General features: G+C 48.1%; 24 protein-coding genes. 5 read left to right on the forward strand and 19 right to left on the reverse strand.

Annotation, left to right across the window (positions count from 1 at the left end; genetic code table 11):
* Positions 1–63: 63 nt before the first annotated feature.
* The 7 genes from ABMB67_RS06040 to ABMB67_RS06070 all read right to left on the reverse strand — a co-directional run bounded on the left by ABMB67_RS06040 (position 64) and on the right by ABMB67_RS06070 (position 7363).
* Positions 64–2271, reverse strand: coding sequence for a penicillin-binding protein (locus ABMB67_RS06040; protein WP_390189607.1), 2208 nt, complete (start codon positions 2269–2271; stop codon positions 64–66).
* 154 nt (positions 2272–2425) lie between these two features.
* Positions 2426–2779, reverse strand: a complete 354-nt coding sequence (ftsL, locus tag ABMB67_RS06045) for a cell division protein FtsL (protein WP_251221928.1) — start codon at positions 2777–2779, stop codon at positions 2426–2428.
* 14 nt (positions 2780–2793) lie between these two features.
* On the reverse strand, positions 2794–3726 hold the full coding sequence (gene rsmH / locus ABMB67_RS06050) for a 16S rRNA (cytosine(1402)-N(4))-methyltransferase RsmH (protein WP_251221927.1): 933 nt from the start codon (positions 3724–3726) through the stop codon (positions 2794–2796).
* Between the two features lie 39 nt (positions 3727–3765).
* Complete coding sequence (mraZ, locus tag ABMB67_RS06055; protein WP_354571393.1) at positions 3766–4197, reverse strand: division/cell wall cluster transcriptional repressor MraZ; 432 nt, start codon at positions 4195–4197, stop codon at positions 3766–3768.
* A gap of 153 nt (positions 4198–4350) precedes the next feature.
* On the reverse strand, positions 4351–5970 hold the full coding sequence (gene bshC / locus ABMB67_RS06060; RefSeq protein ID WP_251221925.1) for a bacillithiol biosynthesis cysteine-adding enzyme BshC: 1620 nt from the start codon (positions 5968–5970) through the stop codon (positions 4351–4353).
* Between the two features lie 92 nt (positions 5971–6062).
* Complete coding sequence (locus ABMB67_RS06065) at positions 6063–6437, reverse strand: DUF3397 domain-containing protein (RefSeq protein ID WP_251222229.1); 375 nt, start codon at positions 6435–6437, stop codon at positions 6063–6065.
* 5 nt (positions 6438–6442) lie between these two features.
* Complete coding sequence (locus ABMB67_RS06070; protein WP_251221924.1) at positions 6443–7363, reverse strand: 2-dehydropantoate 2-reductase; 921 nt, start codon at positions 7361–7363, stop codon at positions 6443–6445.
* A gap of 206 nt (positions 7364–7569) precedes the next feature.
* Between ABMB67_RS06070 and ABMB67_RS06075 the strand changes: the two genes are divergently transcribed.
* A complete protein-coding gene (locus ABMB67_RS06075; protein ID WP_251221923.1) occupies positions 7570–8085 on the forward strand; it encodes an N-acetyltransferase in 516 nt (171 codons plus the stop codon).
* A gap of 111 nt (positions 8086–8196) precedes the next feature.
* Here ABMB67_RS06075 and ABMB67_RS06080 read toward each other — a convergent pair whose 3' ends face one another.
* From ABMB67_RS06080 to ABMB67_RS06090, 3 genes are all read right to left on the reverse strand, one after another.
* Positions 8197–8793 (reverse strand): RsfA family transcriptional regulator, encoded by a 597-nt coding sequence (locus ABMB67_RS06080; RefSeq protein ID WP_354571394.1) that lies wholly within the window; start codon positions 8791–8793, stop codon positions 8197–8199.
* Positions 8794–9081: 288 nt separating this feature from the next.
* Positions 9082–9255 carry a 50S ribosomal protein L32 gene (rpmF, locus tag ABMB67_RS06085; RefSeq protein ID WP_251222228.1) on the reverse strand — a complete coding sequence of 58 codons (174 nt, stop codon included), beginning with the start codon at positions 9253–9255 and terminating at the stop codon, positions 9082–9084.
* 94 nt (positions 9256–9349) lie between these two features.
* Positions 9350–9865, reverse strand: a complete 516-nt coding sequence (locus ABMB67_RS06090) for a YceD family protein (RefSeq protein WP_251221921.1) — start codon at positions 9863–9865, stop codon at positions 9350–9352.
* A 192-nt stretch (positions 9866–10057) separates the two neighbouring features.
* Between ABMB67_RS06090 and ABMB67_RS06095 the strand changes: the two genes are divergently transcribed.
* Positions 10058–11278, forward strand: coding sequence for a nucleotidyltransferase (locus tag ABMB67_RS06095; RefSeq protein WP_354571395.1), 1221 nt, complete (start codon positions 10058–10060; stop codon positions 11276–11278).
* Here the strand turns inward: ABMB67_RS06095 and ABMB67_RS06100 are convergent.
* Positions 11275–12318, reverse strand: coding sequence for a SepM family pheromone-processing serine protease (locus ABMB67_RS06100; RefSeq protein WP_354571396.1), 1044 nt, complete (start codon positions 12316–12318; stop codon positions 11275–11277). The two genes, ABMB67_RS06095 and ABMB67_RS06100, sit on opposite strands and share 4 nt — an antisense overlap.
* Positions 12315–13100: a patatin-like phospholipase family protein gene (locus tag ABMB67_RS06105; RefSeq protein ID WP_354571423.1), complete on the reverse strand. Its 786-nt coding sequence runs from the start codon at positions 13098–13100 to the stop codon at positions 12315–12317. The genes ABMB67_RS06100 and ABMB67_RS06105 overlap by 4 nt, the downstream gene beginning before the upstream one ends.
* A gap of 152 nt (positions 13101–13252) precedes the next feature.
* Here ABMB67_RS06105 and ylbJ point away from each other — a divergent pair, with 152 nt between their 5' ends.
* Positions 13253–14476 (forward strand): sporulation integral membrane protein YlbJ, encoded by a 1224-nt coding sequence (ylbJ, locus tag ABMB67_RS06110; RefSeq protein WP_354571424.1) that lies wholly within the window; start codon positions 13253–13255, stop codon positions 14474–14476.
* An 89-nt stretch (positions 14477–14565) separates the two neighbouring features.
* On the opposite strand, the gene coaD is transcribed toward ylbJ, so the two are convergent.
* Both coaD and rsmD read right to left on the reverse strand, forming a co-directional pair.
* Positions 14566–15051, reverse strand: a complete 486-nt coding sequence (gene coaD / locus ABMB67_RS06115) for a pantetheine-phosphate adenylyltransferase (RefSeq protein ID WP_251221917.1) — start codon at positions 15049–15051, stop codon at positions 14566–14568.
* The gene (rsmD, locus tag ABMB67_RS06120; protein ID WP_354571397.1) at positions 15044–15619 is read right to left on the reverse strand and encodes a 16S rRNA (guanine(966)-N(2))-methyltransferase RsmD; all 576 of its coding nucleotides are present in this window, start codon (positions 15617–15619) and stop codon (positions 15044–15046) included. Before rsmD ends, coaD begins: the two co-directional genes overlap by 8 nt.
* 343 nt (positions 15620–15962) lie before the next feature.
* Between rsmD and ABMB67_RS06125 the strand changes: the two genes are divergently transcribed.
* A complete protein-coding gene (locus ABMB67_RS06125) occupies positions 15963–16352 on the forward strand; it encodes a DUF7147 family protein (RefSeq protein ID WP_354571398.1) in 390 nt (129 codons plus the stop codon).
* Between the two features lie 210 nt (positions 16353–16562).
* On the opposite strand, the gene ABMB67_RS06130 is transcribed toward ABMB67_RS06125, so the two are convergent.
* The 3 genes from ABMB67_RS06130 to ABMB67_RS06140 form a co-directional block, all read right to left on the reverse strand.
* Positions 16563–17792, reverse strand: a complete 1230-nt coding sequence (locus ABMB67_RS06130; RefSeq protein ID WP_354571399.1) for an MFS transporter — start codon at positions 17790–17792, stop codon at positions 16563–16565.
* A gap of 383 nt (positions 17793–18175) precedes the next feature.
* Entirely contained in the window at positions 18176–18454 is a 279-nt protein-coding gene (locus ABMB67_RS06135; protein ID WP_251192035.1) for a YlbG family protein, read from the reverse strand.
* A gap of 79 nt (positions 18455–18533) precedes the next feature.
* Positions 18534–18977 (reverse strand): YlbF/YmcA family competence regulator, encoded by a 444-nt coding sequence (locus tag ABMB67_RS06140; protein ID WP_354571400.1) that lies wholly within the window; start codon positions 18975–18977, stop codon positions 18534–18536.
* A gap of 179 nt (positions 18978–19156) precedes the next feature.
* Here ABMB67_RS06140 and ABMB67_RS06145 point away from each other — a divergent pair, with 179 nt between their 5' ends.
* Entirely contained in the window at positions 19157–19927 is a 771-nt protein-coding gene (locus ABMB67_RS06145) for an ATP-grasp domain-containing protein (RefSeq protein WP_251221912.1), read from the forward strand.
* Here ABMB67_RS06145 and ABMB67_RS06150 read toward each other — a convergent pair.
* Both ABMB67_RS06150 and ABMB67_RS06155 read right to left on the reverse strand, forming a co-directional pair.
* Positions 19917–20342 carry a hypothetical protein gene (locus ABMB67_RS06150; RefSeq protein WP_251221911.1) on the reverse strand — a complete coding sequence of 142 codons (426 nt, stop codon included), beginning with the start codon at positions 20340–20342 and terminating at the stop codon, positions 19917–19919. The genes ABMB67_RS06145 and ABMB67_RS06150 overlap by 11 nt on opposite strands.
* A 58-nt stretch (positions 20343–20400) precedes the next feature.
* Positions 20401–20661, reverse strand: a complete 261-nt coding sequence (locus ABMB67_RS06155) for a YlbE-like family protein (protein WP_251221910.1) — start codon at positions 20659–20661, stop codon at positions 20401–20403.
* Positions 20662–20670 lie beyond the last annotated feature (9 nt).

Genomic DNA, 20670 nt, shown 5'->3' on the forward strand with positions numbered 1-20670 from the left:
TTGTATCAGCGTATGCTTGTACGCTGATGATTAGAACAGCACGGAGGGACACCTCAATCTCTATTACTCGGCCTGATTTTCCTGTTCTTCCTGCTCTGCTTCTCCGGCCTCATCCAGTTCTTCGCTCTCCTGCGCTTCCCCTTCACGGCTCGGGGTCGCAAGCTCGATCACGAAGAAGTCTCCTTCTTTAATCGCTCTTCCCGGTTCAATATTTTGCGTCGTCACATAGCCGTGGCCGAAAATCGTCGGACGCATCCCCATTACTTCGGCAAATTTTCGCACGTCGCGATTGGACCAGCCAGTCATATCCGGCATGACGGCTTGTTCGCTGTTGGTCCGCAGCATGACCTTCTCTCCTGGAAGGATACCTTTGCCCGCTGCCGGCTGCTGAGCGGCAATCGTTCCGCCATCACCAAGGATGATCGGCTCAAGCCCTTCTGCCGTGATTTCCTGTTGAACGGCAGCAAGAGACTGGCCAACATACTGCTTCGTCACATAGCTTGTCGCGATCTCTTCTTCGATTTCTTCCATCGTCGGTGTAATGTTCAAATATTGCAGGCTGTGCTTCATAATCGTATTGAAAATCATCGCCGTCGGCTCACTGCCGACTTCATAGTTCTCAATATGAGGTCGTTTCACCGCGACATAAACAATCACGCGCGGATCCTCTTTCGGTGCCATCCCGAGAAATGAGAAAATATTTTCCCCATGGCCGCGGATAATCGAACCGTCGTCGTTTCTGATTTGCGCCGTCCCTGTTTTTCCGACTACATTAAACCCTTCCAAATAATAAGGACGACCTGTCCCTGCCGGTGAGGTAACAACCTGTTCAAGCAGGTCAATCACTTCAGCCGCCGTTTCTGCGGAAATCGGCTCACCAACGACCTCAGGTTCATTTTTTTTGACAACTGTATTCGTATTCGGATCGACGATGTGGTCAATAATATACGGCTTCATCATCTTTCCGCCGTTGGCAATCGCTGTCGCCGCCTGGACTTGCTGAATCGGCGTCAGAGCCGTACCCTGCCCCAAAGCCGTTGTCGCTGCGTCAATCCGGTACTGATCGGCTATTAAGCTATCAGCTTCATTTGGCAAGTCAATCCCTGTCGGCTCATAAAAGCCAAACCGCTGCCAGTACTCATACAGCTTTTCCCGCCCCAGCACTTCGAGCGCGATTTTTGAGAAGGCGACATTCGAGGAGCGTAAAAGCCCTTCATTATAGGTGATAACTCCCCAGCCGCGGCCGCCGTTATGATCGGGAATTGAATCAGGACCGATCTGGTAACGTCCGGACTGGTACGTATCCTCGCCGTTATACACGCCTTCTTCAATCGCCGCTGCCAAGGTGAACATCTTCACCGTCGAACCCGGCTCGAACCGGTCGGACACGGCATAATTCGTATAATTTGTAATATCCTCATAATGATTCGGATTGAAGCTCGGCCGATTGCTCATTGCCAAAATTTCGCCGGTTTTCGGATCGGCTACAATCGCGATCATTTTTTCGGGCTCGTATTCTTCCTCGACCTTCGTCATAACCTGATCTAACGCTGTTTGAATGTTAGAATCAAGAGTCAGATAAACATCATGGCCATTTTTGGCCGGTGTGATGTTCTGCTTTGGATCAGGAAGCGGAATCCCTTTGCGGTCACTTTGATATTGGATCAGGCCGTCCGTTGGCCGCAGCTGCTCATCCAAGCTGCGTTCCAGCCCCATCCGTGCCGTCGCCATATCTCGCTCCGTATAGCCGATAACATGGGAAGCATACGTTTGTTTCGGATAGTAGCGCCGCGGCTCCTCCCTGAAAAATATTCCTTCAAGCTGAAGGGCGCTGATTTCTTCCATTCGTTCATGCGTCATATTTTTCGCGCCTGAACCAAGCTCTACTTGAAAGCGGTCGGAGGAAAGCAGCGAGGTCAGCTCGTCAACCGGCATGTTAACATAGGGCGAAAGCTTTTCCGCCGTTGCCTGCGGATCTTTGACATAGCTTCGCTGCCCTTCATCCAGTATCGCATAGGCGGTGTAGGAATTAAGCTCCGTCGCAAGTACTCCGCCCGAACGGTCATAAATCGTGCCCCGAACTCCTTTTAAAACTTGCGAGCGCGTCCAGCGATCTTTGCCTAAAGCCTCTAAATCCGTGCCGTTCACTTCCTTGCTTGTTTGAATGAAAATAAATCGGCCTACTAATACAACAAAAATCATCAACACGCATAACAAAAGAACAACCGCTCGTTTATTCATCACGTTGCGCTTAATTTCCAACCCTCTCACCTCATCCCATAAACATGATGTAAGAAAAACACCAGAGACGCCTTTTCTTTGGAGTCACTCCCTTTGAAACTGACAGAAAGACTGCTTGAACGTTCTCTAATCCCTCAATCAACGCTTCTTTCTTTACGCGGAAAAACTAGCCCTGTAGCAAGAGCTAGTTATTGACGACTTTCACTTTATTGTCATCCAGCGTCATCCCGAGTTCTTCAGAGGCAAGATAGAGAATCCGGTCAGGCGCACTAAGCTCCACGACCTGCAAGGATAGCCCTTCATTCAGCTGAACCTGTTCGGCAATCAGCGCTTCCAGTTCATATACTTCCTGATTCGTTCCGTAAATCGTAGCGTAGTTATGTACAATCATGCTAACCATAAGAAAGGTGCAGGCGACTATGAAACCAATGATTAGTTTTTCGCCGAAGGTAACGTTCATCCTTACCCGGCGAACACGCGTTTTTGTTTGAACCTGCTGTTGCTGCTGCTCCTGATACTTACGTGCAACCATATTCATCGAAACCCTCCTTGTTATTGTTTTTCTGCTACGCGAAGCTTTGCAGAACGCGCGCGATTATTGACTTGCAGTTCTTCCTCTGATGCGACGACAGGCTTTTTGTTGATAAGCTTTAAAACCGGCTCATAGCCGGGAGGGACAACCGGGAGACCTGGTGGTAAATCAGGGCCTTTGCTGTGCTCCTTAAAGATTTCCTTGCAAAGACGATCTTCAAGTGAGTGAAAGGTAATCACCGATAAACGTCCGCCTTTATTAAGCAGCGTGATCGCGTCCTCCAGCGCTTCCTCAAATGCACCAAGCTCATCATTAACGGCAATCCGGATCGCCTGAAAAGTCCGTTTCGCCGGATGACCACCTTTGCGGCGGGCCGGGGCGGGAATCGCTTCTTTAATGATCTCGACAAGCTCACCTGTTGTTTCAATCGCTTTCCGTTCGCGGTACGCCTCGATCTTTCGTGCAATTTGCTTGGCAAAGCGCTCTTCCCCGTATCTGGCAATGATCGAATGGAGCCGTTCAAAGGACCATTCATTGACCACTTCATATGCGGTTAAAGAAGCGGTTTGATCCATTCTCATATCCAGCTCAGCATCCTGATGGTAGCTGAATCCCCGCTCAGCTTCATCCAGCTGCGGACTGGAAACTCCTAAATCAAATAAAATACCGTCAACCCCTGTAACGCCGTACTTATGTAGCTCCCGTTTGAGAAAGCGAAAATTGCTGCGAATAAAGGTCACGCGCCCTTCAAATTCCGCTAGCCGCTCCCTCGCAACCTCGAGCGCCTTGTCATCCTGGTCAAATGCATATAAGTGACCTTGTGGTGAAAGCCGGGAGGCAATTAACGAGGAATGGCCGGCTCCGCCCAGCGTACAATCCACATAAATGCCATCAGGCTTAATATGTAGTCCATCTACCGCTTCCTGCTTTAAAACTGTTACGTGTAGAAACAATTCTTCACCTCCATGACTAAAACCGTGTTCCTCTTTCTACTAGAGGTCAAAATCAACAATATTTTCAGCGATTTCGCTAAAGGAATCCTCAGACTCAGCGAAATACGTTTCCCAATTCTCTTTGCTCCACACTTCAACTCTGTTCGAGACGCCGATAATGACACACTCTTTTTCCAGTTGAGCAAACTCACGCAGAGGGGAGGCAATATTTACCCTTCCCTGTTTATCCAGTTCACATTCGGCAGCGCCTGAAAAAAAGAAACGGGTGAACGCACGCGCATCTTTTTTTGTAAAGGGTAACTCTTTCAGCTGGTTTTCGAGCTTCCGCCACTCTTCAGGAGGATAGACAAATAAACAACGATCCAGCCCACGTGTCATCACAAAGGATGAACCGAGGCCATCACGAAATTTAGCCGGAATAATCATTCTCCCTTTTTCGTCTACGTTATGGCGATACTCCCCCATAAACATCTCGAATCCAACTCCCCCCACTTCCTACCCTTAAGTTACCACAACCCTCCACTTTGCACCACTGTAAATTTTATTTTTCTCCACAAAAAAAACTTGCTCGTAAAAGCAAGTTTTTTCGTTCTCATTCTTCCGACAGAAAAAAGAAACAATTATTTACAAATAAAAGAGCTTATGGCGCATATCTAAAGTTACATCAGTCGACAATATTCGGCGGAATTCCTCAATCCCGAGCAAATTCACAAATAAAAGCGGATGAAAGACCCGCTCTTGCGGATGCTGAAGCGGAAACAGCCACCGCTCTGCCTCGGCAAATTTTTCAAGCGTATGTTCATGCTGTTGTCGAACGAAATGTGCCATTCTTTTTTCTAAAAACTTCAGCTGATCCTCAATAATCACCGCATTTTTTTCACTGAGCGCCGCCAAAGTAACGTCCATCTCCACCGCCAGCTCCCGCAGCGGGCGATGATAGCTCAGCATTTGTTCACGCACCTGTTGTGCCACTTCATGAACCGGATATGGATTCTGCTCCGCTAACCACGCCTCGCGCAGCTGCTCCATTCCGCCGCTTAAAAACGGTTCAATTTCATAGCTGAACTGATCAAGCCACTTCTGGACAGCCGCCGGAACGATCGTCGCCTGATAACGCGGAATAACCGGCGGCACCTTCCAGCCAAAATGATGAAACACATCCTTTAACGTAGCCCAATATAACAATTCACCGGGACCTGAGATAAAAGCGAGTACCGGCAGCAGCCATTCCTGCATTAACGGCCTTGTGACGACATTGTTGCTGAAGCGCTCCGGCTCTTGCTGCAGCAGCTCGCGCAGCTCCCGTTTCGTAAAGCGCAGCTTGCCCCCGCGCACGACAAAGGCTTCATCCTGATAATCGAGCCGCTTTCGCTCCCCATTCACCTCTAAAAAGAGATGGGAATTTTCCGCTTCTGTCACCACAGGAGTGCCGTATCCCGCTTCATAAAAGGCTTTCGCTCCCCTTTGCTGAGCGGTCTGCACCTCTTCCACTTCCTCGATTAACCGTTCAAAGTAAGGGATCTCGAGGCGGCGCAGCAACGGATCATGAGCATCGAGCAGCAATAGCCCTTCATGGCCGAAAAACCAGTTCATCACTTTTTGAAAGAAGCTGACATACGTCACCCCTTCTTCAAGAAACCCTTCAAGCTTGGTGAGGAGCTGCTTCGTATACGCTGTTTCCGGCAAGGAAGCGAACACGGTCTGAAGCCACTGCTTCAGCTGTTTTCGCTCAAGTGGAAGCTTAGACGCCGAATTGGCTGCGCCTCCTTCCTCCAGCATATGCTTTTTCCATCTCTTATTTTTTTCAATGTATACATATCGTATTTCATCAAGGTCATGATCTTCACCAGCGATCCAGAAAACAGGGACGACCGGAAGCCCAAGTTCTTTTTCCTGCTGCTTCGCCATCAGCAAAATAGACATCGCCTTATACACAGTAAAAAGCGGTCCCGTCAGCAGACCTGCTTGCTGCCCCCCTACGACAACGAGGGAGTTGGCTTGTTTCAGCTTTTCAATTTGTTGTCTCGCTTCCTCCCGATAAGACAGCCGGGCATGAACTTCCGTGAAGTAATCAGCTAACTGCTCCCTTTGATAAGAACGGGTAAGCAATTCTGCCGCTCTCTGCTTATACTTTTCCTGATCAAGAAAGGCATAGTCTAAAAAAGGCAAACATCGCTCCTTCCCTTCACTATAATCTTTCAAAAAGCCGGACCTGGATGAAAGATTCACTTCTCCAACTCTCATATGTAAAGACGTCCCTTCGTATTGCTAAATTCTTACCCCATCATAGCAAAAACTTTTATGAACACCAAACGTTATGAACTGGAACCTGTCGTTCATGATGAAATCAGACGCGAGAGCAAGCCATAGCCGCTTAACACGAGATAAAGAACAAAGAATAGCAGGAAGTTAACGCGCCAGATTCCTTTTAACAGCTTCCTTGTATAAATGTCTCCGGATGCCTGCCAATGAAGCCAGGTGAAGACGAGGGCAATAAAAAAGAAAATCGCCAAAATCATCCACAAAAAAGAGCGCCCCCACAGCTCATACATAATAAAATAAACAGCTGCCATAAATAAGACCACACTTCCATCGGAGGCGACCCGCATTGCTCTCGCTTTCTTTCTTGTTATCTTTACCGTTATGAGATAAAGCACGTACCAGCCAAGTAATGGCAAAGTAATGATTGTCGCGATAAACCATGAAAGCACCTGACTCAATCGTCTCCCTCCTTTCTTGCTGCCTCTTCTTTTGAGCTAACCGCCATAGTAACAAAGTTCAAGACCGGCACGGCAAGCTGCTTTTGTTCGGCGAGCCTGATGAGATAGCCTGAAATACTGGCAATTTCCGTCTGCCGCCGATTGGAGAGATCAACGAGCATTGACGATGTATTCGACGCTGTCTGCTCGCAAACCCGGACAACATGAGCCCATCTTTCCTCCTCATCATCACGCTCCAATACTTGCATCACTTCGGTAAAGATCGCTCTCATCATCTCTTTGCGGGGCCGGCTTGTAACCAGCTCGCCATTTTTCACTCCCAGCAAAGCTGTCAGTGGATTAATACAGGCATTGACGATCAGTTTTTGCTGCAGCATCTCGAGCCAGTCCCCTTCATAGCGGACCGGAAAAGCGTCCTCACCACTATCCGCCGCGAACAGATCGTCCAGCAGAGCCGCTTCTTTTCTGACGTAACCCCATCTCAACCGGCCGCGTCCGGTATGCCGGACTGTATGATCATTTTCCCGTACCGCTCCATGCTCCATCACCCCAACGGCGACAGTCGCGATTGGCAGGTCGGCAAAATAGTCGATATGAGCCATCCCATTTTGCAAAAATAAAATCGAGGAAATCCGCTTATCCTTCAATTGGGAAAGCACGTCTTTCACACTGTATGCTTTCACGGTCAAAATCACGACATCCAGTTGATCCTTTTCCGTCAACCCGGCTAACGTTTTGGCTTTGACCGCTTTTCTCTGTGTCCTTCCATAAAAATCGATCAGCTGCAGCCCGTGGTCGTTAATCCGTTCCGCCTGCTCCTTTCGCTGTGTCAACAAGACGACATCGTGCCTGCGGTCCGCCAGATAGCAGGCCGTCAGCATCCCGATTGCACCCGCCCCAACAATCGCAACCTTCATTCGTTCTAAACCCCTTCTTCTATCAACTAGTATCACATATGAAAATTGTACCATATTACTAGCCTTTCATGCCTATCGTTTATATTCTGATTATTAGAATTATTCCATCCGCACAAAAATTTTCGCATTTTTAAACGCTTTCCCGTCGACTTGTAGTAAAATAAAAGGGTAAAGACAGAATCATTGGAAATCGGGAGGAATGCTAAATGGGAAATCATGAAGTGACACGCTTATTGGTGAACTACAAAACCTTAGAAGAATTCAAGAACTTCCGAGAGTTCGGGGCTGCTGAACTTTCCATGAAAGATGATTTAGAAGCAAACATTATTGAAAACGACAGTGAATCACCATTCTATGGAATCTATTTTGGTAAAAAGCTCGTTGCTCGTATGAGCTTGTATAAAATCGAAGCGAAATTCGACCGTTACTTCGACCCACCGCAAGATTATCTGGAATTATGGAAATTGGAAGTGCTGGAACCATACCGCAAGAAAGGGTACGGAAAAGCGCTCGTCGATTTTGCCAAATCATTCAACTTACCGATCAAGACGAACGCCCGTCAAGGCTCGGGGGAATTCTGGAGTCATATGGGCTTTGAGCCGGTGACGTACCAGCCGGCGCGCGACCGCGGGGAAAGCCCGTATGTCTGGTATCCGGCAGGAGTTCAGGAACAGCAGGAAAACACAACGCCGGTTAATGTCGAGTCAAACCAGGAACTTTAACAATAAAAAGATAAAACAAAACCAGTTAGTAGATAGGGGCTGGGCAAAAGGTAAAAAACAACCTTACGCCCAGCCCCTCTATGTTTCTATTCAAGGCATGAACCTGCCGCCCTACGATTCTGATGCGTGCTGATAGCCGGACATCTTTCTGGCGCGATCCATAATCGACAATAACGCGCGGTAATCCTCGGCCATGATTCGCTTATCCTCTTTTACTTTTTCAAGCTCCTGCTTCAGCGCTTCATTTTCCTGTTTCAAGCTTTCTACATCTTTTGCAACGGCCTGCTGCTGATTTTTATGGTAATCATGTAAAAAGTCGAGAACCTGCTCCATCGTAAGCGCCACCGGCTCGGCTTTTGCGCTGGCTGGCTCGGTTTCCTGCTCAGGCTTCTGCTCGACTTGTTCAACCGGGCTTTCCTGAGCGGTCAGCTCCTCACTCGTTTCCTCCTGCCACTTGCTCTCCTGCACCGCTTTTCCTTTTTTATTTTTCGAGCGCTGCTTTTTAGCGAGCGCAATGGCTGATTCATATTTTTTACGAATGGTTGAGTTCCAACGGAAGCCGCAAGCCGCACTTGTCCTTGAGAGCCGCTCGGCAATTTCCTCAAAAGCGGCAAGCTGGGTGCTCCCTTCCCTGATATGTCTGAGAACAACCTCTGCCAAAATTAAATCTTCATCTGCAGTCCATGCATCTTGTCGGATTGTGGTCATAGAATTAGCCCCTCCCTAAAGTTTCGTTGCTTATACTGTATGCATCTACTAGAGTAGAAAGACGTACAATTAAGAAAAACGCCAGAGGCATTTCTCCAATCAAGCCGAAAAATAATATCCTTTCTGTTCTTTCAACAGAAAAATATGCCATTCTATTAGAATTATGACCAATTGCTGATAATGTATTCACTTCTGAGAAAGAGGAGGTTTCCCGGCATACAAAAAGAGGGTATCCAAAAGATTGCGCTCAACCTTTTGGATACCCTCTTTAATTGAATCAATGATCCATTATTTGCTAATAACTTCCTGGCCTTTGTAAGAGCCACACTCTTTACAAACACGGTGCGCAAGCTTCAACTCTCCACACTCAGGACACTTAGTCATGCCAGGTACTGCTAACTTATAGTGAGTACGACGCTTATTCTTACGAGTTTTAGACGTTCTTCTAAAAGGTACTGCCATCATTCCCACCTCCTTACAAAATTCAATTCTTCAATACCAGCATATGACTGGCTTTATGAAATGAAGGCCGAGCAATGCCGGTGCTTCGATTTTCCTATTCCTTATCAAAAAACTTCGCTAAATCAGCAAGCCGCGGATCAATCCGGTTTTTCTGCTGTTCTTCCGTGACAAGCTCCCAATCTGTCCCGGACGGAGGGGCCTGACGCTGCGCTTCATCATCCGCATATACCTGAATCGGGATTTCAAGCAAAATCCGCTCCTTGACATAAGGAAGCAGATCGATCGATTCTCCTTCAATCGGATGAATGTCATCGTCCTCTTCATCGGCGATCCACTCATCAGCCGATGGATGAAAACGCTCGGTAACATGCAGGTCAATCGGAAAATGGACATCTGCTAATGTCCTTGCGCAAGGCAAAATTAATTCACCTGATAGATCAAGCTCAAAAGTCCAAAGTGAACGGGAGAATGTTACTTCCCCACGAACGACGATTGGAGAGACGGCGCGAATTTCCGCATTTTGTTCTTTTAAGCTCGTCAGATCAACGGTTTCCTCAAATGTAAATGGCTTATGCTTAGCAGCCTGAAGCTGCTGAAGAGACCATTTCATGATCAATCACCTCTAAGACAACAAAATTAAGTATAGCTCTCCGCCTTTTTTTTGTCAACCTTTTTTCTTTACAGCGGTTTGTCTATAATAAACATAGCATTTATCCTCTTTGGAGCATGAGGTTTATTGTAGCACGTCCTCCTATGTGTGTAAAGAATAGCAAAAAGAGCGATCCCGAAAGGAAGTGTTGGAATGAAAGCAGTTGGCATCGTCGTCGAATATAATCCTTTCCATAATGGCCATCTCTACCATGTGACAGAAGCCAAAAAACAGACGGGGGCTGACCTTGTCATCGCTGTGATGAGCGGCTCTTTTTTGCAGAGAGGCGAACCCGCGCTATGTTCCAAATGGCATAGAACGGAAATGGCACTGGCTAATGGTGTTGATCTTGTCGTCGAACTGCCGTATCTTTACTCTACCCAAAAAGCCGAATTATTTGCCAAAGGAGCGGTAACCATCCTCGCAGAAATGGGCGTCGATTTCCTCAACTTCGGCAGCGAGGCCGGGGAGATCGAACGGTTTACTTCACTGGTGGAGACGATGGAGCAGCACGAAGAGGCATTTAACCGGCTTGTAAAAGACAGGATGAAAGAGGGCGTAAGCTACCCGCGCGCGACAGCCGAAGCCTTTACGCAATTACAGCTTGATCCGGATACCCTCAGCCTGCAGGAGCCGAACAATATTTTAGGCTATCATTATGTGAAGGCGATTCGGGAAGGGAATTATTCGATTCAAGCCTCGACGACACCGCGGCAGCAGGCTCATTACCATGAGCAAACATTGCCGCAAACTGCGATTGCAAGCGCAACAAGCATTCGTCAGGCATTGCGTAAGGATAAGGAAAGTGGCCTGTCACAAACAAAGCATGTGATGCCTGAAGCGACTTTCCGGCTGCTGATTAACTATCAAAAGACATATACGCTTTTACATACATGGGAGCATTATTTCCCGCTCCTTCATTATAAAGTGATGGCGAGCCCGCTTGAGAGCCTGCGCGCCTGTTATGAATGCGAAGAAGGACTGGAATACCGGGTAAAGGAAATGATGATGACAGCTGTTTCCTTTGAGGACTGGATGACGAAAATGAAAACAAAACGCTACACATGGACCCGCCTGCAACGGCTGGCAACCCACCTGCTAACCAATACGACGAAGGAGGAAATGAAAGCGGGACTGGCCACACCGCTTCCGTATATTCGTTTGCTCGGAATGACAGCTGCCGGCCAGCGCTATTTAAACGATACAAAAAAACAGCGGCAGCTCCCGCTCGTCACCCGCTTTCCAAAAGGAGAAGCGATCATCGCTAAGCTTGAGGAGCGTGCCACCGCGATTTATTTATCCGCCCTGCCGAATCGGCTCAAAGCCGAACAGATTCAGCAGGAGTTCAAACGCTCACCGGTGCGTCCACATTAGGAGCGCGCCGGCAAACTTTCCAAAAAGGACAGTGCTTCATTGAACGTATCAATTGGAATAATCTCCATCTCGCTGCCGATATCGGCAGCGGCCGCCAATGCCTCCTCGTAATTGGAGTCGGGAGCGCCGTTTTCATTAGGGGCGAGAAAGTACTCCGCCCCTTCCTTATCCGCTGCCACGACCTTTTGAGCAGCGCCGCCAATCCGGCCGACCTGACCCTCTTCATTGATCGTCCCTGTTCCGGCAATCGCATAGCCTTTTGTTAAATCTTCTTCATGCAGCTGATTATAAATCTCAAGCGAGAACATCAGCCCGGCCGAAGGGCCGCCAATTTGACTTGTATCAATCTGAACATCCGGCGTAAATGTCAGCTCGCGATCAGTTACGGGTTCGGAAATGCCAATTCCGACCCGTTCATCCGTCAGTCCGAATTCCTCGGGAAATGGAGCAAAGCCGAGCTCAACCTGCTCAACGCGTCCATTGCGGTTAACAGACAGCCGGACTTGATCCTCGGCTGTTTTACCATTGAGCAGTTCAATTAGCTGCTCCGCAGTTTGCACCGGCGTCCCGTCGACTTCCACAATATGATCGCCTCGCTGGAGGACGCCGTCTGCCGGCATTCCTTCGATTAACGTTGTGACAAGAACCCCTTTATGTACATACTCAATTTCTTTACCGGCATGCTCATAGGCGACGATTTTCGCTGTTTCCTGCGAGTTCGTCATCGCCATTAATTGCCGATGCTCATACTCTTCATCCGTTTCTCCTTCAAAGCGCAGCTGCTCTTCCGGATACAGCATCCGGTAAGGACTGAAATGGGCCCAGACATAAAATAATAAATTGGCTTTTCCCATTTGCACGGTTGTCAGCATAAACGAGCCGTCCTCGCGAAAGCCATCTTCCACTTCGATCACCTGATCGAGGGCCAGTGCTCCGCCGGGCTGCGAATAATAATACGGAAGCTGAAAGAAATGGATAAAAAGCAAAGCAGCCAATAAAAAAATCCATCTTTTCTTAAGTAACGGTTTCGTTTGTGTCATTGATGTCTTTCCTCCCACTCGCGAATACATTGTTTGATTGCAGCCATTTTTTCTTTTGTTGCGGCTTCTCCACAGGCGATCAGCTGTACAACGCCGGAAAAATCAAGCGAGCTTGAATGCTTGATGATCGGCCTGATCATTACTGAGCTGTTCATCTCCTGGGAACGGATCATTTCACGCGCCATAATATCCATGCTCTGCATGATCACATCATAGATCGTCCCGAGCTCCGGCTCCGTGCGGAAATAAGATACATCAACGGCGATCGTAATGTCTGCTCCCATTTCTTTTACAACCGAAACCGGAACGCGGTCTATCACGCCGCCATCGACAAGCATTCGTCCATTCCATTCTTCCGGAACGAAAATTCCCGGAATGGCAATGCTCGCTCTCACCGCCGCGGCGACATCCCCTGAGCGGATGACGACGCGCTCGCCTTTTTTAATATCTGTGGCGACAATCGCCACAGGCGGGTCAAGCTCCTCGACATGTTTATGTTTGGCCAGCAGCCTGATCAGCTCTTTCACCTTTACCCCCATGACGAAACCAAGCTTTGGCACGGTTAAATCAAGGTAGTATTTCCGTCGAAATAAAGTCGCGAACCTTTCCAAATGAGCAACCGATTGGCCCGCGCCGTACAAGCTGCCGACCAGCGCACCCATGCTGCTTCCGGCTATCATGTCAATCGGGATATTTTCACTTTGCAACGCCTTCAGCACACCGATATGAGCATAGCCGCGCGCTCCGCCAGACCCTAAAGCGAGACCGATTTTAGGACGCATTTGTTTCACCGCCATCTCTCCACTTTCATTCAGAACTTATTTTCAATGATATGGTCTATTACGGGCTTGTATACGTATAGTTAAATGAACGGACATGTTTCTAAAATTCATGTCTCACGTATGCTTATGTTCATGAAGGAGGCCATATATTGATGTCCTTATCCATCACCAAAACCTTTTTGCTTGCCATGGTAAGCATGATATTAGCAGCTTCGTTAATGCTCTATCCAAAGGAATCGCTCGATGCTTCGATTCGTGGTATGGAGATGTGGTGGGATGTCGTTTTTCCCTCTTTGCTGCCCTTTTTTATCGTTTCTGAACTGTTAATCGGCTTTGGCGTCGTTACCTTTATCGGGACCTTGCTTGAACCGTTGATGCGGCCTTTTTTCCGGGTTCCCGGCGTCGGTGGATTCGTCTGGGCCATGGGACTTGCTTCAGGAAACCCGGCCGGAGCCAAAATTACGGCCCGCCTGCGCCAGGAAAAAAAAGTGACAAAAATTGAAGCCGAGCGGCTCGTCTGCTTCACAAACTCATCCAATCCATTATTTATTTTCGGCGCGATCGCGGTCGGCTTTTTTCACAACGCCTCGTTAGGCATTGTCCTTGCCCTCGCGCATTACATCGGCAACATTTGCGTCGGACTGTTAATGCGGTTCCACGGCCGCGATGAAGAGGCCAAGCATTCCGTCGAGCGCCCTCCCTTCCGCGGCCTGTCGCATGCGCTAAAGCTGATGCATGAAGAACGGATCCGCGACGGCCGGCCAATCGGCAAGCTGCTTGGCGATGCTGTTCATTCTTCAGTGCGGACGCTCTTAATGATCGGCGGATTTATTATTTTGTTTTCCGTATTGAACAAAATCTTGAGCCTGGTCGGAATTCAGGCCGTATTAGCTTCATTTTGTTCTATTATACTCGCTTTTTTTCATTTACCAAACGATTTAAGCATTCCGCTCATTTCCGGCTTGTTTGAAATTACATTAGGGGCGCAGATGGTCAGTCAAGTGACCAATGCCGAGCTGCTGCAGCAAATCATCGTCACGAGCTTCTTTCTCGCTTTCAGCGGATTTTCGATCCAGGCTCAGGTCGCCAGCATTTTAGCGGAAACTGACATTCGCTTTAAACCGTTTTTTATCGCCCGCATCTTTCACGGCTTTTTCGCAGCGGTTCTCGTCTTTCTCCTGTGGAAGCCGCTTTACGTAAATCAGCAAGCAGGCTCCGACTTTCGCCCAAGCCTTCCCGTCTTTCTCGACGCTCCGTCCGGACAGTGGATTCAAACGATATGGCAGCCGTTCAGTCAATATGGCTCCGTCTTTACCCTTTTGATGCTTGTCATTTTCATTTTGTTGACGGCGTCGCGGACATTGAAGAGCGAATAAAGAGAAAAGCTTGAGACAAAACTAGCAAGGCTGGGCAAAAGGTAAAAAAACAACCTTTTGACCCAGCCTCTCGAAGCCACAGTTTTTGTTTAAGACTTGCTGAATTTTTCCTTCAAAGCGGCTGCGACCACCTCGGGAACAATATCAGAGACATCGGCATCGTATTTGGCTACCTCTTTAACAATGCTTGAGCTTAAATACGAATAATGATGATTCGTCATCATGAAAAAGGTTTCAATTTCCGGGCCAAGCTTCTTATTGATCGAAGCGGCCTGCATCTCATATTCAAAATCAGAAACAGCCCGCAGACCGCGAATAATCGTCTGCGCCTTTTTTGTTTTCATGTAATCGATCAACAGGCCGTTAAAGGCGTCGACTTCGACATTTTCAATATGCTTCGTCGCTTCCCGGAGCAAAGCGAGGCGTTCTTCGACTGAGAAAAGCGGCTGCTTGTTACGATTATGTAAGACAGCGACAATCACTTTATCAAACACCGCCGCCCCTCTTGAAATAATATCAATATGTCCTAACGTGACAGGATCAAAGCTTCCTGGACACACGGCAATACTAGTCATCCATTCTTCCTCCTTCAACCGTATAGTTGTAGATCGTAATTGTTGTGTCTCCGTACGTTTCACTGCGCTGCTTGTTCACATCACCGATGCAATCAGGCAGCTCCACAGCCCGGTCATGCTCACAGACGATCGTACATGCAGGCCCCAGCAGGCCAAAATCCTGAAGAATCCGAATTTCATTAACGAGATTCTGCTTTGCGTAAGGCGGGTCGAGAAAGACGTGGGAAAAAGTCAGTTTTCTTTTTAACAACGCTTTCAAGGCGCGCGACGCTTCATTTCGATACACCTCAGCCCGGTCAGTCAGTTCACAATCCGCTAAATTCTGCTTGACCACTTCCACCGCTTTACGGTTTTGATCGACGAAAATCGCCTGCTCCACTCCCCTGCTCAATGCCTCAATTCCAAGCCCTCCGCTGCCCGCATAAAGATCGAGGGCCCGGCCTTCGGTAAAGTACGGCCCAATCATATTAAAAATCGACTCCTTCACCTTATCCGTCGTCGGCCTCGTCGAGCTGCCGGGCACAGCCTTCAAAGGCAGTCCCTTCTTGTTTCCAGATATGACTCTCATACCATCTTCACCTGCTTCTTCTCCGAAATTACCTCTTTCATCCTACCATAAAAAAGAGTCATTATCCTCTTCTGTTTCTCATTTGATTTTTATGTATGAAGCAAGCCGAATTCGTCCATACTGACAGTAGTAGCACTCTTGTTAGTGTTACGACAACCGCGGAGAAGGCTTACGTTTCCCCATAAGTTCTTCCTCCGGTTTCTCCTCTCCCATAGCCTACAAGCATATGAATATATGCATATAGGCACCTCACAAGGACATCCTTGTGAGGTTTTTTTCTCGACAAAACCGCCAAAGTCTGCTACATTTTCAGCTAGAATCTAAATGGAAAGTAGGCATAACAATGATTCAACGCTTTATTTTATTAGGGGAAGGCTATACCGATTTATATGAGCTGTTTGAAATCGCCCGTACAAACCAGCGCCGGCTTCTGCGGCTCGTTCAGCTCGATACGGTCATTTCCGGGCAGAAAAAGTCTTCGCTGGTCGTTATTTTGCAGCCTGCCGAACCAGGTAAGCTGATGCCGCTCTACCTTTCACTGGAAGGCGTTTACCCACCGGAAGAAAAAGAAACAGAGCGCTATCAGCTGTTCGAGCAGCTTTCCCGTGAACTTGACGCCCCGATTCACCGGCTTGAAGTTAAACCTTCCGCGGACTTTAACGAGCTTGAGCTTTATTTTCAATATGTGATCGGCGTTCTTCGCCTCAACCGTTTTATCCCGCCCCTCCAATAGCCAAAAAACAAAGAGTCTTTGCTTTCCTACTATAAAAACAAGGTCTTGGTCCAAAACTAGCTTTGGACCTACTGGCAATGGCTCCACACGCCACAAGCCCGTTGTGAGAAACCCACTCACAACGGGCTTTAACAAATCGTGGCGGTTCCGCTCATTGCTTAGAGGCTGTGCCAAAAGGTAAAACCAACCTTTTGGCACAGCCTCCTTTCTTTATGACAACGCTTTTTGATTTCGTTGTTGTTCCGCACGAAAACGCCGGCTGGCAGGTGGAATCACTTTCTTTTTGACGAGCAGCACATTGCCGAGCAGCAGCAATGCCGAAATGAGAAACAGACCGCGCACTCCCGCCGTGGCGACAACCGAGCCGCCAAGTACCGGGCCAAGCATATTTCCTAAATACATCGCACTGTTGGAAAAGCCATATGTCCGGCTCTCCATTCCGCCCGGCGCGTGAAGCCGGATCAACGTATTGGCACAAGGCAAAAGTCCTCCGAGACAAAGCCCGATAAAAAAGCGCAAACAGATCAATTGCCAAACCTCTGTCACAAAAGCCAGTGGAATCGAAAAGCAGGCTGCCCCAAGCAGAGCATAAATCAGGACATGATGCGCCCCAACCTTATCCCCGAGCTTGCCAAGCTGTGACGATCCGAGCATATTGCCAAAGCCAAGCACAGAAACAGCGAGACCGGCAAATAAGGCGGCCTGCTCCGGAGAGGTCAGCTCTTCCACAAAAATCGAAAGCAGTGGATTGACACCCATAATCGCCAGCTGAATGAAAAAGATGACAAAATAGATCGCAAGGACAGGCCGATGTCCGGTAATCTGCTTCCATTCCTGCCATGTATTTGTCTTTTCAGTGACCTCTGCCGGTGTAAAGGATTCCCGAACGAAAAAAAACACGACAAGCGTTGCCACAAGCAGCCCTGTTCCTGTTACAAAGAAAATCATCCGGAAACCGAAAGCCTGTGCCAGGACGCCTCCAATCAACGGACCGCATATCGCCCCGGCGACCGTTCCTGCCTGCAGAAGTCCGAGCGCGTGCCCCGCCTTCTCCTTCGGCGTATTTGTCGCAACAAGGCCAATTGAAGCCGGGATAAACCCGGCAATCACCCCGTTTGCAAGGCGCAGAAGAAGGAGAGACACCGGCCCCGTTGCAAAGCCTGTTAAGCTGACAATCAGCGCCATGCCGAAGCCGGAACGTAAAATCATCATTTTCCGCCCGTATCGATCAGCTAAGCGCCCCCAGAACGGAGAAAATAAAAATGCCGTCAAGAAGTTTGCGCCGAAGATCACCCCGGCCCACAAGCCAACAGCCGCGGGGTCATTTACCCCGAGCTCCTGCAAATAGAGAGGAAGAAAAGGCATAATCATCGTCATGGCACTCATCACAAGAAATTGACAGATCATTAAAATATATAAATTTCGCTTCCACCCGCTCATTCGAATCACTTCCTTATTTCTATTGTATATTTCGTTTTGCGAAATATACAACTCGCTTCTCCTATGCTTAGCGAAGGGATTGAGCGGGTTTTCATACATTTCTTCGATTTTCCTGCTGTTTAGGCAACGGTTGATTTTCGGGAGACAAAAGTATTTCCACTACATGAGAGCATAGCCCTCACTCTCCGCGGGAAGCTGTTTATTTCATCCAACCTCTCCTCTTGGCCTTTTTGTTAGTAACCAGGGTTCGCTACTGGGATGGGGGGCACGCTGCAATGCTTGTCTTTGCTGGCATGAACCTGAGAAAACTGGCGACACGGTCATTTCCGGAAATCCATACGAAAAATGCAAAAAAGAGGAGTGCCCGTAAAGCTTGAACACTCTTAAATCCCCATTTTATAATCATATTCCTTTGCTCTGTCAGGCTTCGCATTTTGAAACTCCGTCGCAATAAACGGTCGCATTGACGGCTTTACTTCCCGGACAAAATGAAAGGACTCGAGCTTCTTGATCGTGTCTTCCACTTTTTCCTGATCACAATAAAAGACGACATACTTCATTTTTTTTGAGACATAGTGAACATGTCCAAACCGGCGTAATTGTCTGGCAAATTTAAGAGAAGTCAGCCATACGGCAATCCCCTGGCGCTTTGAACTTAGCATAATTTATCTCCTTTTATTCATCTCTTTCTACTGTAACATGGACCGTTTCTGCTCTTCAATCTTCTTTTTGCCGGCTTTCTTATCCGCCACAGCTGCAGCTGCCGCCGGAACCGCAGCCGCCGCTGCAGGACATCGAATCGAAGAAAGGATTTCCTGTTGGTACTTTTATCGTCGGCGACACCGCGTGGGCTATGATCTCACTGACCTCATTCAACAGCGACTCCAGCTCACGCTCCGCCTTTTTAAAGGCGACTACGGTTGGCATGACGTCCATCTCACGCTTCCGTTCGCGAATCTCCGTGGAAATCCGCTTATAGTCAGGATGGTACTTCCCGAAGCGCTGCACATCCTCGTACTGCTCCTTGACTGCATTAAACCGCCGAATGCACTCCTGCGCTTCTTTATCTTCTTGCAATTCATTTTTCGCACGTTTATACTCAGAAAACGGCTCTGACAAGAGAATCGCTTGACTTAACGCGTCCGTTTCTTCCATTAATTCCAATGTCGACATGGTTACAAGCATTCACCACACCTCCTCCCATGCATTATACCACGTCTTGTAAAAAATACGAACGATTCAACCGGGCATCCCGAATGATTCCTTTCCCATTCAAGCCCCATCCCAAAGCATTGACAATCCGGCATTCTATGACTATAATTCATTCGACTTATGTAAAAATGAGAGAAGAAGGGGCGTACACATTGAAGATTGTTACCTTTAATCCGTTTCGTACAATCGGCATTCCGGGCATTAATTATGTCAAGCCTGAGCATATGTTTGAGGAACGTGGCAAAATTGCGGAAGCTGACATTTGCCTTTTCCCTGAAAACTGGCAGGTTAATGCTCTTGTTTACGGGATGAAAAAAACTATTTTTCCAAGCATTCAGTCGATTCAGCTTGGCTTCAATAAAATCGAAGTAACCCGCGCGCTTTGGAGCGTATGCCCCGAGCATGTACCGAAGACGGTTATCCTTGGCCGAAACGACGACAATATTAATCGCGTTTTCGCTGAATTTCCCTTTCCTTTTGTCGCCAAAGAAATTCGCAATTCAATGGGCAGAGGCGTTTTTTTAATCGAGGATCATCAGCAGTTTTATCAATATGCCGAAAACAACCCTTACTTCTATGTACAGGAATATTTACCGATTGACCGTGATTTGCGGATTTGCGTTGTCGGTGATGAGGTGATTGCCTCCTATTGGCGGATTAATGAGCGCAATTCGTTCCGCAATAACGTCGCCCAGGGCGCTCGTATTTCGTTTGAGGACATACCGGAGGATGCGGTAACGCTTGTCCAGCAGACAGCCAGACAGCTTGGCATCAATCATGCCGGCTTTGACCTTGTATCTGCCGGAGGCAAATTTTATTTTTTGGAATTCAACACGCTTTTTGGCAACCAGGGCTTTCAGCAGCTCGGTGTCTCCGTCGAACAGCATATTTACAAATATATTACCGGGCTAGTTAAACAGTAACGGAAAAGGTTGAATCAAATCCGTATGGAGAGCGATCATTTTTCACAGCCGAAACTGTAATGGTATGCTCTCCCGGTGCCAATCCTTCAATGATAAATGCCGCTTCGAACAAGGTCGCAACATGCTCATCATCGACATATAAGCGCAGATGGCCTTCACCTTGCTCGTGCAAAGATCCAGCCTTTTCCTCTGAAAGCACAAAATCATTGAGAAAGCATTCGACATAGATCCTTCCATCTTTCACCTTATGAGTTACAACAAGCTCCTGCTCTGATTTAATTTCGATCACTTCAATATTTTGCAAGGGAGTGACACGAACCGAAGATGAATGAACGGTCTCATCGGCCGCTTCAGCATCGGGAGTGCCCGCACATAGTGAGATGAAAAGTAAGAACGTTAGCCATGCCTGCTTCATGAAGACCACTCCTTCCTATTTGTAGGGTCTCCTCCCGCAAGCTGACTATTCGTTGATTTTACTGGCCGCCCTGAGCTTGCGCCACCGTTGCCTGCCCCATTCTTAGCATCTCAATCATCATCATCGCCAATCCAAGCTGATTTTGCATTTTCTCCACCCGTTGCGGTAATGTCCGACCGTAAAAATAATTCGCTTCCTTCTCCATTGCCTGCAATTGCCCCGGATCTCTGGCCAGGCGACGATACCAGACCGGGTGCTGTCTGACATATTGTCGCAGTTCAGGCGAAGCTTGCAGCACTTGCAGCACATCGCGTCTCACTTACTTCCC

Source organism: Halalkalibacter oceani (assembly GCF_040544555.1).
Lineage (GTDB): Bacteria > Bacillota > Bacilli > Bacillales > Bacillaceae_D > Halalkalibacter > Halalkalibacter oceani.

Excerpts from the sequence above, each read along its gene's own strand:
- ftsL (WP_251221928.1), bottom strand. The coding sequence starts at position 2,779 with ATGAATATGGTTGCACGTAAGTATCAGGAGCAGCAGCAACAGCAGGTT.
- mraZ (WP_354571393.1), bottom strand. The coding sequence starts at position 4,197 with ATGTTTATGGGGGAGTATCGCCATAACGTAGACGAAAAAGGGAGAATG.
- bshC (WP_251221925.1), bottom strand. The coding sequence starts at position 5,970 with ATGAGAGTTGGAGAAGTGAATCTTTCATCCAGGTCCGGCTTTTTGAAA.
- ABMB67_RS06070 (WP_251221924.1), bottom strand. The coding sequence starts at position 7,363 with ATGAAGGTTGCGATTGTTGGGGCGGGTGCAATCGGGATGCTGACGGCC.
- ABMB67_RS06075 (WP_251221923.1), top strand. The coding sequence starts at position 7,570 with ATGGGAAATCATGAAGTGACACGCTTATTGGTGAACTACAAAACCTTA.
- ABMB67_RS06080 (WP_354571394.1), bottom strand. The coding sequence starts at position 8,793 with ATGACCACAATCCGACAAGATGCATGGACTGCAGATGAAGATTTAATT.
- rpmF (WP_251222228.1), bottom strand. The coding sequence starts at position 9,255 with ATGGCAGTACCTTTTAGAAGAACGTCTAAAACTCGTAAGAATAAGCGT.
- ABMB67_RS06090 (WP_251221921.1), bottom strand. The coding sequence starts at position 9,865 with ATGAAATGGTCTCTTCAGCAGCTTCAGGCTGCTAAGCATAAGCCATTT.
- ABMB67_RS06095 (WP_354571395.1), top strand. The coding sequence starts at position 10,058 with ATGAAAGCAGTTGGCATCGTCGTCGAATATAATCCTTTCCATAATGGC.
- ABMB67_RS06100 (WP_354571396.1), bottom strand. The coding sequence starts at position 12,318 with ATGACACAAACGAAACCGTTACTTAAGAAAAGATGGATTTTTTTATTG.
- ABMB67_RS06105 (WP_354571423.1), bottom strand. The coding sequence starts at position 13,100 with ATGCGTCCTAAAATCGGTCTCGCTTTAGGGTCTGGCGGAGCGCGCGGC.
- ylbJ (WP_354571424.1), top strand. The coding sequence starts at position 13,253 with ATGTCCTTATCCATCACCAAAACCTTTTTGCTTGCCATGGTAAGCATG.
- coaD (WP_251221917.1), bottom strand. The coding sequence starts at position 15,051 with ATGACTAGTATTGCCGTGTGTCCAGGAAGCTTTGATCCTGTCACGTTA.
- rsmD (WP_354571397.1), bottom strand. The coding sequence starts at position 15,619 with ATGAGAGTCATATCTGGAAACAAGAAGGGACTGCCTTTGAAGGCTGTG.
- ABMB67_RS06125 (WP_354571398.1), top strand. The coding sequence starts at position 15,963 with ATGATTCAACGCTTTATTTTATTAGGGGAAGGCTATACCGATTTATAT.
- ABMB67_RS06130 (WP_354571399.1), bottom strand. The coding sequence starts at position 17,792 with ATGAGCGGGTGGAAGCGAAATTTATATATTTTAATGATCTGTCAATTT.
- ABMB67_RS06135 (WP_251192035.1), bottom strand. The coding sequence starts at position 18,454 with ATGCTAAGTTCAAAGCGCCAGGGGATTGCCGTATGGCTGACTTCTCTT.
- ABMB67_RS06140 (WP_354571400.1), bottom strand. The coding sequence starts at position 18,977 with ATGCTTGTAACCATGTCGACATTGGAATTAATGGAAGAAACGGACGCG.
- ABMB67_RS06150 (WP_251221911.1), bottom strand. The coding sequence starts at position 20,342 with ATGAAGCAGGCATGGCTAACGTTCTTACTTTTCATCTCACTATGTGCG.